The sequence below is a fragment of the Rufibacter roseolus genome, from assembly GCF_017916365.1.
Classification (GTDB): domain Bacteria; phylum Bacteroidota; class Bacteroidia; order Cytophagales; family Hymenobacteraceae; genus Nibribacter; species Nibribacter roseolus.
Genome location: NZ_JAFMSU010000002.1, coordinates 270,736 through 287,378 on the forward strand (window position 1 = coordinate 270,736; position 16,643 = coordinate 287,378).

At 52.1% G+C, this 16,643-nt stretch carries 15 protein-coding genes; 4 read left to right on the forward strand and 11 right to left on the reverse strand.

Annotated elements, in window-relative coordinates:
• The first annotated feature begins 27 nt into the window (after window positions 1-27).
• The 3 genes from J3P35_RS10045 to gldC all read left to right on the forward strand — a co-directional run bounded on the left by J3P35_RS10045 (window position 28) and on the right by gldC (window position 3,164).
• Entirely contained in the window at window positions 28-720 is a 693-nt protein-coding gene (locus J3P35_RS10045; RefSeq protein ID WP_210464486.1) for a hypothetical protein, read from the forward strand.
• Between the two features lie 412 nt (window positions 721-1,132).
• Window positions 1,133-2,257 (forward strand): DNA polymerase III subunit beta, encoded by a 1,125-nt coding sequence (gene dnaN, locus J3P35_RS10050; RefSeq protein WP_210464487.1) that lies wholly within the window; start codon window positions 1,133-1,135, stop codon window positions 2,255-2,257.
• A 544-nt stretch (window positions 2,258-2,801) separates the two neighbouring features.
• Window positions 2,802-3,164 (forward strand): gliding motility protein GldC, encoded by a 363-nt coding sequence (gene gldC, locus J3P35_RS10055; protein ID WP_394344096.1) that lies wholly within the window; start codon window positions 2,802-2,804, stop codon window positions 3,162-3,164.
• A gap of 65 nt (window positions 3,165-3,229) precedes the next feature.
• On the opposite strand, the gene J3P35_RS10060 is transcribed toward gldC, so the two are convergent.
• The 8 genes from J3P35_RS10060 to J3P35_RS10095 all read right to left on the reverse strand — a co-directional run bounded on the left by J3P35_RS10060 (window position 3,230) and on the right by J3P35_RS10095 (window position 11,494).
• Complete coding sequence (locus tag J3P35_RS10060) at window positions 3,230-3,709, reverse strand: hypothetical protein (RefSeq protein ID WP_210464488.1); 480 nt, start codon at window positions 3,707-3,709, stop codon at window positions 3,230-3,232.
• A 225-nt stretch (window positions 3,710-3,934) separates the two neighbouring features.
• Window positions 3,935-4,471 carry a dCTP deaminase gene (gene dcd / locus J3P35_RS10065; protein ID WP_210464489.1) on the reverse strand — a complete coding sequence of 179 codons (537 nt, stop codon included), beginning with the start codon at window positions 4,469-4,471 and terminating at the stop codon, window positions 3,935-3,937.
• A gap of 204 nt (window positions 4,472-4,675) precedes the next feature.
• Window positions 4,676-5,659 (reverse strand): glycoside hydrolase family 5 protein, encoded by a 984-nt coding sequence (locus J3P35_RS10070; RefSeq protein ID WP_246850142.1) that lies wholly within the window; start codon window positions 5,657-5,659, stop codon window positions 4,676-4,678.
• Window positions 5,660-5,788: 129 nt separating this feature from the next.
• On the reverse strand, window positions 5,789-7,759 hold the full coding sequence (locus J3P35_RS10075; RefSeq protein ID WP_210464491.1) for a sialate O-acetylesterase: 1,971 nt from the start codon (window positions 7,757-7,759) through the stop codon (window positions 5,789-5,791).
• Between the two features lie 91 nt (window positions 7,760-7,850).
• Complete coding sequence (locus J3P35_RS10080; RefSeq protein ID WP_210464492.1) at window positions 7,851-8,723, reverse strand: alpha/beta hydrolase; 873 nt, start codon at window positions 8,721-8,723, stop codon at window positions 7,851-7,853.
• Window positions 8,724-8,782: 59 nt separating this feature from the next.
• Window positions 8,783-9,184 (reverse strand): acyl-CoA thioesterase, encoded by a 402-nt coding sequence (locus J3P35_RS10085; protein WP_210464493.1) that lies wholly within the window; start codon window positions 9,182-9,184, stop codon window positions 8,783-8,785.
• A 112-nt stretch (window positions 9,185-9,296) separates the two neighbouring features.
• Entirely contained in the window at window positions 9,297-9,995 is a 699-nt protein-coding gene (locus tag J3P35_RS10090; RefSeq protein ID WP_210464494.1) for an SDR family NAD(P)-dependent oxidoreductase, read from the reverse strand.
• Between the two features lie 182 nt (window positions 9,996-10,177).
• Window positions 10,178-11,494 (reverse strand): NCS2 family permease, encoded by a 1,317-nt coding sequence (locus tag J3P35_RS10095; protein WP_210464495.1) that lies wholly within the window; start codon window positions 11,492-11,494, stop codon window positions 10,178-10,180.
• A gap of 167 nt (window positions 11,495-11,661) precedes the next feature.
• On the opposite strand from J3P35_RS10095, the gene J3P35_RS10100 reads away from it, so the two are divergent.
• Window positions 11,662-11,892 carry a hypothetical protein gene (locus J3P35_RS10100; RefSeq protein WP_210464496.1) on the forward strand — a complete coding sequence of 77 codons (231 nt, stop codon included), beginning with the start codon at window positions 11,662-11,664 and terminating at the stop codon, window positions 11,890-11,892.
• Window positions 11,893-11,971: 79 nt separating this feature from the next.
• Here J3P35_RS10100 and hemL read toward each other — a convergent pair whose 3' ends face one another.
• From hemL to guaA, 3 genes are all read right to left on the reverse strand, one after another.
• Entirely contained in the window at window positions 11,972-13,270 is a 1,299-nt protein-coding gene (hemL, locus tag J3P35_RS10105) for a glutamate-1-semialdehyde 2,1-aminomutase (RefSeq protein WP_210464497.1), read from the reverse strand.
• 99 nt (window positions 13,271-13,369) lie between these two features.
• Complete coding sequence (locus J3P35_RS10110) at window positions 13,370-15,055, reverse strand: ABC transporter substrate-binding protein (protein WP_210464498.1); 1,686 nt, start codon at window positions 15,053-15,055, stop codon at window positions 13,370-13,372.
• A 26-nt stretch (window positions 15,056-15,081) separates the two neighbouring features.
• A complete protein-coding gene (guaA, locus tag J3P35_RS10115; RefSeq protein ID WP_210464499.1) occupies window positions 15,082-16,611 on the reverse strand; it encodes a glutamine-hydrolyzing GMP synthase in 1,530 nt (509 codons plus the stop codon).
• Window positions 16,612-16,643: the final 32 nt, after the last annotated feature.

Genomic DNA, 16,643 nt, shown 5'->3' on the forward strand with positions numbered 1-16,643 from the left:
TTCTTGTTTTCCTGCGAAAAAGAAGAGGTGGAACCAACCTTACAGGCGACCTCGGTTTATGAGGTCCGTACCGCTGGATGTATCAACTTTTCCTATTATAATAAACTCTCCGGTACCGTTAACTTCGGCACAGCCAAAGCTGATAAAATTTTGGTTAGGTTCACTGATGGACTGTCTTTGGAGGCTCGGCGGCAGGTGTTGAGCAGATATCCGCAGTTCCATAGCATAGAAGGTGAGATTGCGCTGGACTCTGGCATCTTAACGGTGGTGCGCCTGGTGCCTAATGCAGATTGCGGCGATGCCGAGCGATTTGGCCTGAAACTGCTCCGGGAAGGCACAGTTTCCTATGTAACCCCGTTCTTTAACCGCACCTCGGCAGATCCCGAGGAACCCTTTACCGGTTTGTCTAATGAGTTCATGGTGTCCATTGAACCTGGTAAGATGGCGCAGTTGGAACAGCTGATTGCTCAAACCAGAACCAGCATTGTTTTCTCTTTCTCTGAAGAGGTTCACGTGCTCAGCGCCGATAAAAACTCCTCTGCCAGTATTCTGGAAATCCTCACTTTATTCAATCAGCAGGATTTTGTTTCCAGTGCCGAGCCCAACCTGGTGTACAGTTTCCCTACCTCAGAAGGCTCTGTGAACGCCCAGACTTCAAAAAAAATGAATATGGCATTCTGGAAAGCCGCCAAAGCTGAGAAAAAGAATAAACAGCGATAACCTTTGAATTAAACAAAGAATCCTGCCGGGGCTTTATTGGGGTTTCGGCAGGATTCTTTGTTTTGCCCCTGGGGCTGGAGGTCTGGTGAGGATAAATGGACTGGAAACAGCTTTTTATAGTGGTTTTCTCTTGGAGCGCATCCTTGATCTCTAGAATGACAATCCCTAAATCTATGCTTCAATAAATCAGGTTTGGAAAGGCAAAACCTTCTGGTGAAAATGAATAAGTAAGTGTAGAAATAGGTAGGATTTAACCCGGAGAGAAGTCGTTGGTCGGTTTAGGGCAGGTTTTTGGGAAAAGAGGCTTAAAACGGTGGTTTGGCGGAAACAAAAACGCCCCCTGGGATAGGAAAAAATCCTTTTTTGGTTAACTTTGCCCGATAAAGCTCCTTATCCAAACCTACTATAACGGATGAAATTCATTGTATCTTCTACGGCGCTGCTGAAGCAGCTTACTAGCATCAACGGGGTAGTGGCCAACAACCCGGTGGTGCCGATTTTGGAGAACTTCTTGTTTGAGATCAACGACGGCGTCCTGACCATCACGGCAAGTGACCTGGAAACCTCCATGATCACGGAGATACACGTGGAAGCCCGCGAGAACGGCCGCATCGCCGCGCCGGCCCGTATCCTGATAGATACCCTGAAAAACCTGCCAGACCAGCCGGTTACCTTCACCATTGACGAGGAGACCTACACCATTGAGATCAGCTCTTCCAATGGCCGTTACAAACTCTCTGGTGAGAACGCCACCGATTTCCCTAAGGTACCAGTGGTGCGTGGCGGCAACGCCATTGAGATTCCTTCCAATGTGCTAGGCCGGGCCATCAACAAAACCATCTTCGCGGTGAGTAATGATGAGTTGCGCCCAGCCATGACCGGTATCTTTGTGCAGTTGAACAGCGGTAACATCACCTTTGTGGCCACAGACGGACACCGCCTGCTGCGCTACCGCCGCCAGGATGTGAGCAGCGACAACGCCGCTTCCATCATCATCCCTAAGAAAGCCTTCAACCTGCTCAAGTCCACGTTGCCTAATGAGGCCACGGCGGTTAGAGTAGAGTTCAACACTTCCAACGCGTTCTTCAGCTTCGATAACATCAGAATGATTTGCCGCCTCATTGACGAGCGCTATCCAGATTACGAGAATGTGATTCCGGCTCAGAACCCCAACAAACTCACCATTGACCGTTACGATTTCCTGAGTTCAGTAAAACGTATCTCTATCTACTCAAACAAAACCACCCACCAGGTACGTCTGCGCATCACCGGCAGCGAACTGCAGATCTCTGCTGAGGACCTGGATTTCTCCAACGAGGCCAACGAGCGCCTCACTTGCCAATACGACGGCGAGGACATGGAGATCGGGTTCAACGCCAAGTTCCTCACCGAGATGCTGAGCAACATTGACTCTGACGAAATCACCCTGGAGCTGTCCACGCCAAACCGCGCCGGTTTGCTTATGCCATCTACCAACGATGACGAAGAAAGCATCCTGATGCTGGTGATGCCGGTTATGCTCAACAACTACGTGTAAACATTAGAGTAACCTTAGAATACAGAGATCCTGCCCGGTGTAAAGCCAAGGCAGGATTTTTCTTTTAAAGCTGATATAGAAAAATGACCCTTGAAACAGGAACGCAGGGGATTTGCATCTTGAAGTAAACTACTTTGTGCCCGGGAATCTCCACGCATTCCGTCCCCCTTAGAAGGGGGTAGGGGGATGATCACTCGTGCAGATCATAGCATTCCCGAAATGTAGGGGCAATCCCTTATGGTTGCCCTTGATTGAGAAGCGCCATTGAAGTCTCCGCTCTGTAGCAAATTCAATGGTTCTACAAACGTCCTTGTCATCCCCCAACCCCCTTCCAAGGGGGGACGGAATGCGTGCGCAGCATAGAGACCAGGCAATCTTTAACGCAGAATAGGTTGCCTGATTATGACTTTCCTGTTTAGAGCCTGTTTACTGCAAACAAGACCCAAAACAGAGCCGCTGTTGAAAAGCAGATTCTTGTATCCGCAGAACTCCGAAAAACATTTACCTTTGTGCTTTGAACGAAGCGCCGGTGGCGTGAAAGACCATGAAACAAATGAAAAAATCAGAGATACACTTCAGCATTGCCTTAGACGAGCAGCGGGTTCCGGAGGCCATCAGTTGGACCGCTACCGATGCCGGTAATGACATTCACTTCGCCAAAGCCATCAACATTTCCCTGTGGGACCGCAACGACTCCGGTACCATGAAAATTGACCTTTGGACAAAGGACATGCCTGTTGATGAGATGAAATACTTCTACATTGACACCATCGGGGCGATGGCGCAGAGCATTGAAACAGCAACCAATGACAAGCTGATGGCCGAGAAGATGCGCAGCTTGTGCCAGGAACTTATGCAGCACGTAGAAGAACAGCAGAAGCGTAACGCGGCCCAGAACCCGCAGTAATCTGTGATTTATACAAACAAAAAAGCCGCTCCAGGGAGCGGCTTTTTTGTTTGTATAATATCTATTTAGTTACGGGGAGAGGCTTCTCTGATCACCGCTGTCTCTGGCTGAGGGAAGGTACGCTTGGCGTCTGTCTTGTCCTGGGCAACCAAGGTTTTGGCGGCTTTGCCGTTTTCTTTTTCTAACTGCAGGGCATAGGCGCGATCATAGCTGTTGAAAGACTTACGTGCACCGTAGTAGCGAGAGTATTGGGCCGTGCTTAAAACCTTTTCTAAGGCCGCATCACGCTCTTTACACACCCCATTGATACATCTTTCCAGCTCGGCCGGGTTGTTAGCGTATTTGGTCTCAAAAGCGATCATTTTGTGGGCATTGGCCAGGTTGAGTTCTCTCAGCTTTCTAGACTGATAGTTGTTCAGCTGCAGCTCCCTAATCATTTTGTCTGACAGGTTCCTGGCGCGTTGCTCGGCGGTTCCGCCGTTTTGGGCAAACGAAGCAAAACTTACGGAGAGAACAAGGGCCAAAGTATACACTAATCTTTTCATAGTTGTTCAGTTTTGAGAGTTACTACACAATTCCTGTGCCATCTATTTTAGAACAAAACCGATGGCGAAAAAGTTGAATCTCTGTAAAAAAGAACGTGCCACAAGCCACTTTGTTTCCTTTTTACGCCACTATAAATAGCTGAAAATAAAGTTCTTCCTGTACTACAAGCCTTATGTGAGATTTATACAAAAATCTGGTGCAGAAGCCTTGAAAAGCGGAAAAATCTAAAATTTGTTCTTCCACATCATAGACTCTACCGGGTACACAGAGCGCTGGTTGTACTTGGCGTTGCTCTTCTGGTTATAGTAGTTCTCAATACCGCCGTTCACCACAAAATAGATCAGCTGCCCGATGGGCATGTTATGGTAAACACGCACTTTCTGGCTCACCGAAATTTCCAGGGTCCAGTTGTTGCAGAAGCCCACATCGCCTTTGCCGGCTGTGGCATGGATGTCAATGCCTAACCGACCAACGCTGGATTTACCCTCTAAGAATGGCACGTGGGCGTGGGTCTCGGTATACTCCTCGGTAACTCCCAGGTAAAGTCTGCCGGGCTCCAGAATGTAGCCTTCCTCCGGAATCTCAAACACCTCTATCTGGTTGTGTTTGCGGGCATCCAACACCTCGTCTTTGTAAAAAGCCAGGTACTTGCCCAGGTGCACATCGTAAGAGTTAGTGCCCAGGCAGGAGCGGTCATAAGGCTCAATAACTATGGTGCCTTTTTCTATCTCTTCCAGAATCTGACGGTCGGTGAGGATCATGCGGGTTGGTAGCTTATAATAAAGATGCAAGGTACGCGTAAAATCCGGTTCTTGCCACGAGTGCCGCAGAGGAGAACCGTTTTTGCCCTGTTTCCCTGAAAAGAAGCCAAAAACGCCGGCACTCCTTTTCTTAGGAGAGTTTACTGGGCGTTTTGGCAGAAACAGCTTCAAATCGTGACAGCCGTTTACTTTGAAAAATGCTTGTTACTTGCCTGCGGGTTTCGTTTTCTTTACCGGCTGGGCTGCATAGCTTTTAATAAGGGCGCGGCTTTTGAGCCCCGATGGTTTCAGGTCGCTGTCTTTCCATTGGCCGGTGGCCGAAGCAGAGGGCAGCAGCACTGAGCAGGTTTCATCCTTATCAGAGACTGACCAGGTGACCCAGCTGATCTTGCGCAGCTCGGCCCAGTCCAGCCATTTCTTCCATTCTTCTTCGTTCAGAGGCCCGTTACCCGTGGCCTCCATGCCCGCCGATTCTGAGATGAAAAGCGGCAACCCTTTGCTCAAGGCGTAATCCCCGCGGTCGCGGAGTTCCTGCTTGTGGGTAGCGGCGTAGAAATGCAGGGTGTACATGAGGTTCTTCACGCCCTTAATAGGGTCATCGGCGGCCACGTGCACGTCCTGGTCCCAATGCGGTGTGCCAACCAGAATGAGGTTATCCGGGTCTACGGCCCTGATGGCGGAGATCACCTCCTCAGAATAGGCTTTTACCTCGGGCCAGGTTTCCTGGTCGGGCTCGTTGAAGATCTCGTAGATCACGTGCGGGTTCTTGCCGTAAGTCTGGGCCATCTCGGTGAAGAAAGCCTTTGCTTGTGGCAGGTTGATGTTGTGGCTGTGCCAGTCTATGATGACGTAGATGTTCTCCTTAATGGCGCCGTCTACCACAGCCTTGATTTTCTCTTTTGACCAATCGGGTTTCTCCAGGTAACCGTTCTTCGGCTCTATACCCATCGCAGCCCTGATCACGTTGATGTTCCAGTCTTTGGCCAGCCAGCTCACCGTCTGCGGGGTGTAGAAGCGCGGCCAGAAGTTGTGCCAGCCAAAGCTCATGCCCCTAAGCATAACGGGTTGGCCTTTCTGGTCCACGAGTTGCGTGCCTTTTACACTAAGTGCGCCATGGTTCTTCACCGCTTGCGCGGGTGCTAAAAGGCTAGTGCCAGCCAGGAGGAGCGTAGGAATAATCTTCTTCAAAGACATAGGTACAGTAGAGGTTGAACCTCAAAGTAAGAAAATTATGCTGTGCAGGGCATAACACTCCTTTAGCATTTCTTTGACCGGATTAGTGTCCCCGTGTCTATAGCTCACAGGTAAACTGCAGCGCTACTTTACCTCGGCCGTATTCCAATTATCGGTGCGGAAGGGGACGGTGGGCAAGCCGTCTTTGTTGATCAGGTTGCAGGCGGGGTTATCGGCCCAGGCATAGCGTACCGCCACCGGATTCTTCACTTTCTCGGAGCTTACCTTTACTGTATTTCCGTCAATCACGCCATCGGCCCAATAAAACTTTTGGTCACTTCCGGCCACGGCAAAACCTGTGAGTTTTCCGTTGCCTCTGGTGGCCAAGCCAGCGCCTGTTTCGGTGAATTGAATCCTGATCTGGTTTCCTTCTACCTGATGGTTCTGGTACATGGGGCCTGAGGCCTGGACTGGCTTTTTGTAGACAAGTTTTTGAGCCACCAAGGCAAGTCTATGGCCTACCTCTTGCTTGTTTTTGGGGTGGATGTTGTCTGCCTCGCCTAAGTCAATAATGGAAGCCATACCGGTGTAGGGCTGGGCTAAAGCTTGGGTTTGGGCTTCGCGCAGGATTGCCCAGTTGCTTTGAGAGGGTTCCGGCTGCTGCTTCATGTAGTTGGCCAGTTGCACGTACAGAAAAGGGAAGTACCCCTGCTGCCACCTGATGCGCCAGTCATTGATCATCATAGGAAACAAGGTGCGGTAATCCCCTGGGACATATACATTGTTTTCGCCCTGGTACCAGATCACGCCGTTGATACCGTAAGGGATCACCGGGTGGATCATGGCGTTGTAGAGATAGGTAGGGAATTGGTAGTAGTTCTTGATGGTGGGAAAGGTGGGTTCCAGGTCTCTCCGGTATTTCCAACCCCCGGCTAGACTGACTTTGGAGGTTCCGTCTGTCAGGTACATTTCCTCAGCGGGCGGATTGAAGCCACCGCCCGACCACAGGAAGGCCATTCTGACCGCAATCACGTTTTTGCCTTGTTTTACCAAATTGGCCGGAATACGGTAGTGGTGCGTGGGGTTGGCGTTCCAGACGTTTTTAGCAATTTCTTTCCCGTTGAAGTATAAAGAATAGTTCATCTCGGGGTGCCCGAGGTGAAGGGCTACCTCTTTCCCTGCCATATTCTGGGGAAGATTAATGGTTTTCCGCAGCCACATCATGCCTTCGTAGCCGGGCATGTTCAGGTCTTTAAGGGTGGCGGGCATCACCAGCTCCGGCCATTTGGCATCGTTGAATCTGGGGTTGGGAATGGTTTTATCGGTTTTGTTTTTGGGGTTGTTCACAATGTCCCAGAACCGCACCAGATCCAGGCTGTCTTTGATGAAATGCTTCTGGGTCACCGTATCATTCTGCAGGACGGTGCGCTGGGTGAGGGGAGAGGAAAGCAACTGTTCCCGGCTGGTCCAGGCCTCCACCGGGGTGCCGCCCCAGGTAGACTGGAGAATACCAATGGGTACCTTCAGATCAGCCTGTAGTTCCCGGGCAAAAAAGTACGCTACCGCCGAGGCGGTTTTCACAGTAGCTGAGTCAATGGCTTGCCAAGAGCCGCCCAGCACATCAGATTGGACATTGGTTGTTTTGTTATGGGGTACATTAAAGAACCGGATGTTAGGAGAGTGGGCGTTTTTGATTTCTGTTTCAGCATTCATGGCCTGCTGTACCTGCCACTCCATGTTGGATTGCCCCGAGGCCAGCCACACATCGCCTATCAGCACGTCTTTAAACAAAATTACCGGTTTGGTTTTGTCTTCTTCAGACACCTGCATAAGGTACGGGCCGCCTGCCTGCATCTGGGGCAGATGCACCATCCATTTACCATCTTGGCCAGTAGTTGCCTTAATCTTATGGCCGCCAAATTCCACCGAAACCTGCTTCCCCGGCTGTGCAGTTCCCCAAACCGGAATGTCCCGGCCCCGCTGCAGGACCATGTGGTCGCTGAAAACCTTGGGTAAACGCACTTGCCCGAAAACCAGGGAATGGGCTATTATGAGCGAAAAGGTAAAAGCAAACCGCAAAAGGGGTGAGCGGAAGGAAGGCATTGATTTTTCCATTTTGAAGGTCTTAAAAAGAAGCGAATACCTAGGCAGATAGAACCTATAGAGGAAGCCAAATTCCATGGCCTATTTCAGCGTTTGCTTTAAATTACTTGGCGTCTCTTTTATCTGGGTACAACAGCCGCAGCGCGTTGAAGATGGCTTGGTGGGTAACCGTGGCGTGGTCTTCCTCCGGCAAATAGTCATAGTACACTTTTACCTGGGGGTTCTTGGTCCGGAGGTTTTCTACCAGCAGGTTCGCGTCTACTTCCATCACGTGGGGAATATCGCTGGGCGAAAGTCCTTCTTTGCCCACCCCAATGTAGATGTCGGTTTTCTGGGAAAAACCAGTGGTAAGCAGGGGAGAGGGTTGGTTTAAGATAGAACCGTTGTCCCACCAAATGCTTGGGCTAATGATGATGTATTTATTGAAAAGAGTGGGTTTCTTCAGCAGTAGTTCGGTGACAAAAAGCCCCGCCAGTGATTGCCCTATGAGGGTCCTGGCCCCATTAGTACGGTATTTCTTCTCTATGTACGGCTGAAGCTCCTTCTCAATGAAAGCCATGAAGTTGGCCGAGTGCCCGCTGGTTGGGTATCTCTTCTGGTCTTTTTCCAGAGTAGTGGGGTAAGTGAAATCCCTTCTCCGGTCCACGTTGGCAATCCCGACGATAATGGATTTGGGTACCCGGTCTATCCAGGGGAAGTTGTTGAACTGGAAAAGCCCCACCACGTGGATGAAATCCTCCTCGGCAGACCCGTCCAGCAGGTACACCACCGGGTATCTGGTGGTGTCTCGCGGGTTATAACCTTCTGGTAGGTAAATGTTCAAGATCCTTTTCTCTCCGAGCTCCTTAGAGGTGATCTCGTCTATTACCCCCAGCACAAAAGGTTTGACCATGTCTTTTGGGGTAGTGGATTTCTTTTGGGCGAATGCCGATGCCGTAAACAGCAGCAGGAAATAAACCGGGAGAAGGATTCTCATTTTGGGCTTTGTTTTTGAAAAGGGATGGATTTATGCAATCTCCGGAAGTAAAACCTCTATCACAGCAGATCCAGCATCTCCTGCTCAATGCGTTTCGGGCGCAGGGTACGCGCATCCAACAGGCACCAGGTGGTTTTGGCAGAAGCCAGCAGATCCTCGGTTCCGGTGCGGTACAGACTCACGAAGCGCTCAAACTTGGCTCCCTGGTGATTTCCCACCCAGGTGTAGCCAGTGATGGTATCTTCCGCGAAGGCAGGTTTATGGAAATCAATCTCATGCCGCAGCACCACCCACAGGTATTGCTCTTGCATGTGGCCAGGAGCCACATGCGCCCAATGCGCCGCAGACACCTCCTGCACCCACCGCAAATACACCACATTGTTCACGTGGCCCAAGGCATCAATATCGGCCTCGTTTACTTTTATGGCAATGTTGAATTTTTGCAGGTGTTCTTTGGCCATGGTAAGATTGTAAGCAGAGGTGAGAGTGAATCAAATATAAAGTTCTTTGGAACACTTTTCGTAAAAACAGGCTACAAACCCTTTCTGCTTTTCTGGCTGCAAGAAAGTGATACTATAACCGAATGCTGGACATGCCTCCGTCTACATGCAGGATTTGCCCCGTCATCCAGGAGGATCTGGAGGATAACAGGAAGGCCGCCATTTCCGCGATGTCTGGGGCGGTGCCCAGCCTTTTCAGAGGATGCCGTTGCGCATTGGCCTGCGTCTTCTCGGGGGTGTTCAGGTATCTGGCTGCCAAAGGTGTATCGGTGAGGGAGGGCGCGATGGCGTTCACCCTAATGGCTGGCGCAAACTCGGCGGCCAGTGCCCTGGTCAGTCCCTCAATGGCTCCTTTGGAAACAGCCACCTGCGCATGAAAGGGGAAGCCGGTCTGTACCGCCACGGTAGAGAAGAACACGATGGAGGCTGCCCCGGCAGCTTTCAAGTACGGGAGAACAGCCTGTACTACCTTGATGGCGCCATTCACCTGTAACTGGAAATCGGTCACGAAATCACCGGGTTTAAGCCGGTGGAAAGGCACCAAGTTGATGCTGCCGGGCAGATAAACCAAGCCATCCAGCGTCTCTGGCAAAAAGCTCAAGTCAAGGTTGTCTTGTAGCACATCCAGAAAATGAAAAGTGGTGTTTGGGTTTTCGGTTTCTACCGGATGTTGGCAATAGGTGGCATAAACGCGATGTCCTTCAAGCTCAAGCTGTTGAACAAGTTCTTTCCCAATGCCTGAGGAACCGCCAATAATCAGATAGTTTTTCATGATGTCCCTTATAGTTGATGGCTTTCGCCTTGTACCAAAGGAAACAGATTACTATGTGACAAGTTTTACGACAAACCTATCCTGCCATACCGGTTGAGAAACGGCTCCTTTCAGACCTTGGATTTCTCTGTTACCTGAGAACTTTCCACCTGATTTCAGAAAAAGAGCTTCTAAACAGAAACTTACTCCAGCACCAGGGCCACCACGCAGAAAACGTCCACAATGAGTAAGGGCAGGGTCACATCTTCCTTTTTCCCCGTGATCAGTTTTAAGGCAGTCCAGGAAAGAAAACCCCAGATGATGCCCTGGGTGATGGAGTAGGAGAAGGGAATGAGCACCATGGCCAGAAAGGCCGGTATGGCCTCATCCAGCTGGTCCCAGTTGATCTTGGTGACTGGCCGCACCATGAACACACCCACCAGCACCACCGCCGGGGCCGTGGCAATAGCAGGCACCACGGATAGCAGCGGGGCCAGAAACAGGAAAGGCAAAAACAGCAGCGCCCCCACCACGGCCGTGAGCCCGGTGCGTCCGCCTTCCTCAATCCCCACCGCCGATTCAATGTAAGCCGTGCCGGGGCTGGAGCCTACCAAGCCAGCAAGGGTTGTAGCAATGGCGTCTACCATGAGGGAGCGCTTCACGTTGCGCGGTTCCCCGTGCTCATCCAGCAGGTCGGCGGCCTCGGCCAGGCCCACCAGGGTGGAGAGGCTGTCAAACATATCGGTGAAGACAAATGCGAAGATCACCGGCACCACCGACCACTGCAGGGAGTTTAGGAGGTCTAATTTCAAAAACAGGCTGAAATCAGGGGCGGCAAAAATGCCCTGCCAGGAAATGAGCGTACTGGCTTCTGCGCCCGGCACCACGCCCCACCAGCGCCCAATAGGGTAAGCCGCCAGCGTAGTAAACAGAATCCCGATGAGGATACCGCCTTTCACGTGTTTGGTCACCAGCACGGCCGTCACCAGCAACCCCGCCAGGAACGTAAGCACCGCCGGTGTCAAAGGACCGATCCCGATGATGGTGGCTGGATTGGAGACGATGAACTTGGCGTTTGAGAACCCGATAAGCGAGATAAACAACCCAATGCCCGCCGCAATGGCGTACCGTAGCGGCCTTGGGATGGCCTTGATGATGTAGGTCCTGATGTTGAACGCCGAGAGTAGCAGAAACACAATCCCTGACCAGAAAACCGCCCCCAATGCCACTGGCCAGGGTACTTTCATGCCCAGAACGGCGGTGAAGGTAAAGAAGGCATTCAGTCCCATACCGGGAGCCACCAGGATAGGGTTCTTGGCGTATAGGCCCATCATGAGGCTGCTGAAGAAACAGACCAGCACCGTGGCAGTCAGCACGGCGGAGAAAGGCATGCCGGCCTGGCTCAGGATGCTGGGGTTCACCACAATGATGTAGGAAGTAGCCAAAAAGGAGGAGATGCCGGCAATGACCTCGGTTTGGACAGTGGTGCCGTATTTCTTCAGCTCAAAAAAGGAGTTCATGGGTGTCTGGGTTGGGTTGATGGTCTGCAACGGCTCTCAGGGAAAACCTCAAGCGGAAGCCCGTTAAAAAGCAAAGTAAAAGGTTTCTGCTTCATTCTGGCTTCTTCGCCTAATTAGACGTAAGCAAACGGTAAAAGTGCGGCCACCAAAACGTTAAACCAGCGGCTATGGAGAAACCAAAAGGAACCTGGCTCAGCCATCCCACCAAAAAGCAGTTGGTGCTGTTAACGGTATTCTGGGGCTTTGCGGCGGTATCAATGGTCTTGGCCATGACAAATTTCTTCAGCCAAAGCCTGTTAACCCAGAGAAACCTGGGTTTCCTGCTGTTGTTGGGAACCTCTGCCTTGATGATGCTGGGCGTGTACCTCAATTACTTGAAGGTGAAGAACAGCAGGTAAGCGTTCGGACTACTTATAAAGCATAAGCGGCACCTGATCTGTTTCAGGTGCCGCTTATGCCTTTTACTTGGTTTTGCAATTATGCCTGTAAAGCTTGCAGGGCTTCGCGGTTGGCAGCCAGGTAAGCATCCGCTAGATCATCGGTGATGGCAGCGGAAACGAACAGGGTCTCAAACTGGGAAGGGGCCAGGTAAATGCCGCGCTGCAGCATCTGGTGGAAATACCGACCGAACAGCTCCAGGTCTGAGGTTTTGGCCGAAGCGAAATCCGTCACCGGTTGCTGGGTGAAGAACACGCTGTACATAGAGCCCACCTGATTGATGGTGTAGTTCAGGCCTAGTTCCTGCATATTCTGCTTTGTGCCGTTCACCAGTTTATCGGTGATTTGCTGTAATTGGCCATAAAGCTCGGGGTGCTCATTCAGGTAAGACAAAGCCGCCATCCCCGCCGACATAGCAATAGGGTTTCCTGACAAGGTACCCGCCTGGTACACCGGACCGGCCGGCGCCACGCTGTTCATGATCTCTACCTTTCCGCCGTAAGCGCCCACCGGCATGCCTCCGCCAATGATCTTACCCAGGGTAGTCATATCCGGAGTTACGCCATACAGTTCCTGCGCACCGCCTTTGGCCAACCGGAAACCGGTCATCACTTCATCAAAGATCAGCACGATGCCTTCCTTGGTGCACAGGTCGCGGAGGCCTTGCAGGAAACCTTCGGCAGGAGGGACCAAGCCCATGTTGCCTACCACTGGCTCGAGGATGATGGCAGCTATTTGGGCGGGATTGGCGTCAATCAGGGTCTGTACCGCAGCCAGATCGTTGTAGGGAGCAGTCAGGGTATCGTTGGCCACACCTTTGGTCACGCCGGGGCTGTCCGGAACGCCAAGGGTGATGGCGCCACTGCCAGCGGCAATCAGGAAAGAGTCGCCGTGGCCGTGGTAACAGCCTTCAAACTTGATGATCTTGTCACGGCCGGTAAAGCCCCGTGCCACCCTAATGGCCGACATAGTCGCCTCGGTACCGGAGTTTACCATGCGCACCTTCTCCACGCTGGGCACCATGCTGATGATCAGCTCGGCCATCTCCACCTCGCGGCGGGTGGGCGCACCAAAGGAAAGGGAACCAGGCAAGGCATCGCGCACGGCTTTCTCCACCACCTCGTGGGCGTGGCCCAGAATCATAGGGCCCCAGGAGTTGATCAGATCAAGGTATTGATTTCCGTCTTCATCGTAGAGGTAGGCACCTTTGGCGGATTTCATAAATAGCGGCTTGCCGCCCACAGCCCTGAACGCCCGTACCGGTGAGTTCACGCCTCCGGGAATTGATTCTTGTGCACGTTGAAATAGCTCCTGGCTGGTTGTATGGTTAAGTGACATGTGTTGTAATTGAGTGATGGAGAGAAGGAGTGAATGAGAGAATGAAAATTGGAAATGTTATTCAATTCATCATTCAATCTCTCAATCACTCATTTAAAATTAAAGCACCGGGTTCACCACCAGTAAACGGCCGTTCTCTACTTTAACAATAGGAAGGTACTGGTTGTCCTGGGCTTGTTTGCCGGATCCGGCTTCATAGCCGATGCCTTGGTAGAAAGCGCCCGGCTGTACGCCGCTTAACCTGGGAGGAGCGGAGTATCCGTTTTCCTGCAGGCTGCGGCCATAGTAATTCAGCAGCTCAAAACCGGTGTAGGTGAAAGCGGAGGGAGGCAGGTTATAACGGCTGGTGTAAGCCCGCTTGAAATTCTGCACCGCCGGGTTTTCTGGGTCAATGAACTTAGGCGCGGGGAAATACATCTCCAGGAAATCGAGCTGCGAAAAACTGATCTGCGGATTCTCCAGCCAGGACTGTGGGGCAATCACCGGCACCTTAGCCGCTTTCTGCTCCAGCAAGCTAACGGTGCTGGTGGCCACGGCCTGGTTGGAGGATTGCACCACCAGTACGCCCAAATCTTTCAGGTTCACGGCTCCTAAAACTCCAGCTACATTGGTGCTGGTCTTGGAGTTGATCTTCTGCGCGCTCACCACTTTCCCGCCCAGGGCGGTATAGGTGCGTCTGAAGTTGCCGGCAAAGACGGTGTCGTTTTTCTCGCTGTCAAACACCAGTACGGCCGTTTTCTTAGGGAACGTCTGGTAGGCGTAGGCCGCAGCACGCTGCCCTTGGGTAGCCACCGAGGTTTCCATTAAAAACAGGTACGGGTTGCCCTTGGCAATATCAGCGTCGTCTGAGAAGGGGTTCACCATGTTGATGTTCCGCTGTTGGGCAATCTTGGCGGCGTAGGCGCTGTTTCCTTTGTAGATCGGCCCGATGACCAGGTCCATGGTGCCCATCTCAGGCAGGGTCATGACCTTTCTTACCTGCGCCGTGTCATTACTCACGTCATAAGGGAAGACGTTCACCCGGACGCCCTGCCTCTGCAGTGAATCCCGCGCCGAGAGAATGCCGGCGTAGAAATCGGTGACGTAGAGGTTCTTTTTGTCTACTTTGATGGTATTGTCCGAGACGTTGAAAGGCAGCAGCACCGCCACATTGTAAGCGTCTTTTTTGATATTCTGTGAGCGCTCAAGATAGCTGCGGTCCAGCTTGAAGTTGCGTACCAGCGCCTCCAGATCGGGGCGGTCTTGCTGGGTGAACCAGCCGCCCACCAGCTTATCAGCGTAGGCGCGAGCCAGGGTGGCATCCTCGGGGAACTGGCGCATCAGGTACTGGAACGTGGTTTTGTCGGTGAGCAGCATCATGTAATGCCGTTTCATGGCCGCCACCTCATCGTTCATTGATTTTTCATCAATGGCCGCCAGCGCCTTCAGAGCCCGCAGGTATTCTTTTTTCTCAAACAGTACTTGCCCGTGCAGGTATTGCGCATCGGCTAGGCCGCCCCAGTTGGTATGCTCAGAAGTGAGTTGGGTGAGCATCTTGTCAGCCTCGGCCCACTTCTTCTGCCTGGATGCCGCCACGCTGTACAGGTAGGCGGCATCAGGAGCGTAGTTTTTACCCGTAGCCTTGCTGGAGATGGGCTGCAATTCGGCCATGGCCAGGGCATACTTCTCCTGGTCCAGCAACAACCTCCCGTTCTGTAGCTTGGTGTTCAGGTCGGCAGAGGTCTGGGCCTGCACGTTCCAGCACAGTGCCATTCCGGCCGCGGCAAGTACAATCTGTTTTTTCATCGTTTTCAGAAAAATAAGCGCTAAACCTATTCCCACTCAATGGTAGCGGGTGGCTTGGAGCTGATGTCATAGACTACGCGGTTTACCCCGCGCACCTTGTTGATGATCTCATTAGACACATCGGCCAGGAATTCATACGGCAAATGACACCAATCGGCGGTCATACCGTCTACGCTGGTTACGGCGCGCAAGGCCACTACTCTTTCATAAGTGCGTTCATCGCCCATCACGCCCACGCTCTGGATAGGCAACAACATGGCGCCTGCCTGCCAAACCTGATCATAAAGACCGGTTTTCTTCAGCGACGAAATGAAAATATGGTCCACTTCCTGCAAAATGGCTACTTTCTCAGGGGTGATGTCGCCCAGGATTCGGATGGCCAGACCCGGACCCGGGAAAGGATGGCGCCCGATGATGTTGTCTGAGATACCAAGGGTTTTGCCTACTAAACGAACTTCGTCTTTAAAGAGTGTCTTCAGAGGCTCTACCACTTTCAGTTTCATGAAATCTGGAAGGCCACCTACGTTGTGGTGCGATTTGATGGTCGCGCTCGGGCCTTTCACCGACACAGACTCAATTACGTCTGGGTAAATGGTGCCCTGGCCCAGCCACTTAGCGTCCTCTACCTGGTGCGACTCCTGATCGAAGACCTCAATGAACACCCGTCCGATGGCTTTGCGCTTGGCCTCAGGATCGGTTAAATTGGCCAATGCGGAGTAGAACTGGTCTTTAGCGTCAACGCCTTTCACGTTAAGGCCCATGTCTTTGTAGGAGTGCAGCACGTCCTCAAACTCGTTCTTGCGCAGCAAGCCGTTGTCTACGAAGATACAGTACAGGTTCTTACCGATGGCCTGATGAATGAGCATGGCCGCCACGGAAGAGTCCACGCCGCCGGAGAGGCCCAGAATCACTTTGTCATCGCCAATCTGCTCACGCAGCTCGGCCACGGTGCTTTCAATGAATTGGTCCGGGGTCCAGTCCTGGGAGCAGCCGCTTATGTGGACCACAAAGTTGCGGAGCAGGGTCTTGCCCTCGGTGGAGTGCGTCACCTCGGGGTGGAACTGGATGCCGTAGGTTTCTTGGTCTTTCACTTTATAGGCCGCCACTTCCACCGAGTCGGTGCTGGCGATGACCTCAAAATTGTCAGGGATATGCTTGATGGTATCGCCGTGTGACATCCACACCTGGGAGTCAATGGTGATTTCTTTCAGTAGAAGGTTGTGATGATCTACGTGGCTAAGTTTGGCCCGGCCGTATTCCCTGATGGTAGAAGCAATCACCTCGCCGCCGCCTTCCTGCGCCATGAGCTGCGCGCCGTAACACACGCCCAACACCGGCAGGTTTCCCAAAAACGGGGTAATGTCTGGGTTAGGATAGTTTTCTTCCCGCACCGATGACGGGCTACCGGACAGGATCACGCCCTTGAGATCTGGGGTGATTTCTGGGATTTTATTGAAAGGGTGGATTTCGCAGTAGACGTTAAGCTCGCGGACGCGACGGGCGATCAGTTGGGTGTACTGAGACCCGAAATCGAGGATGAGAATTTTTTCTGGCATGTGCAAAGGTACGTGCCCGTTTTAAAACATGA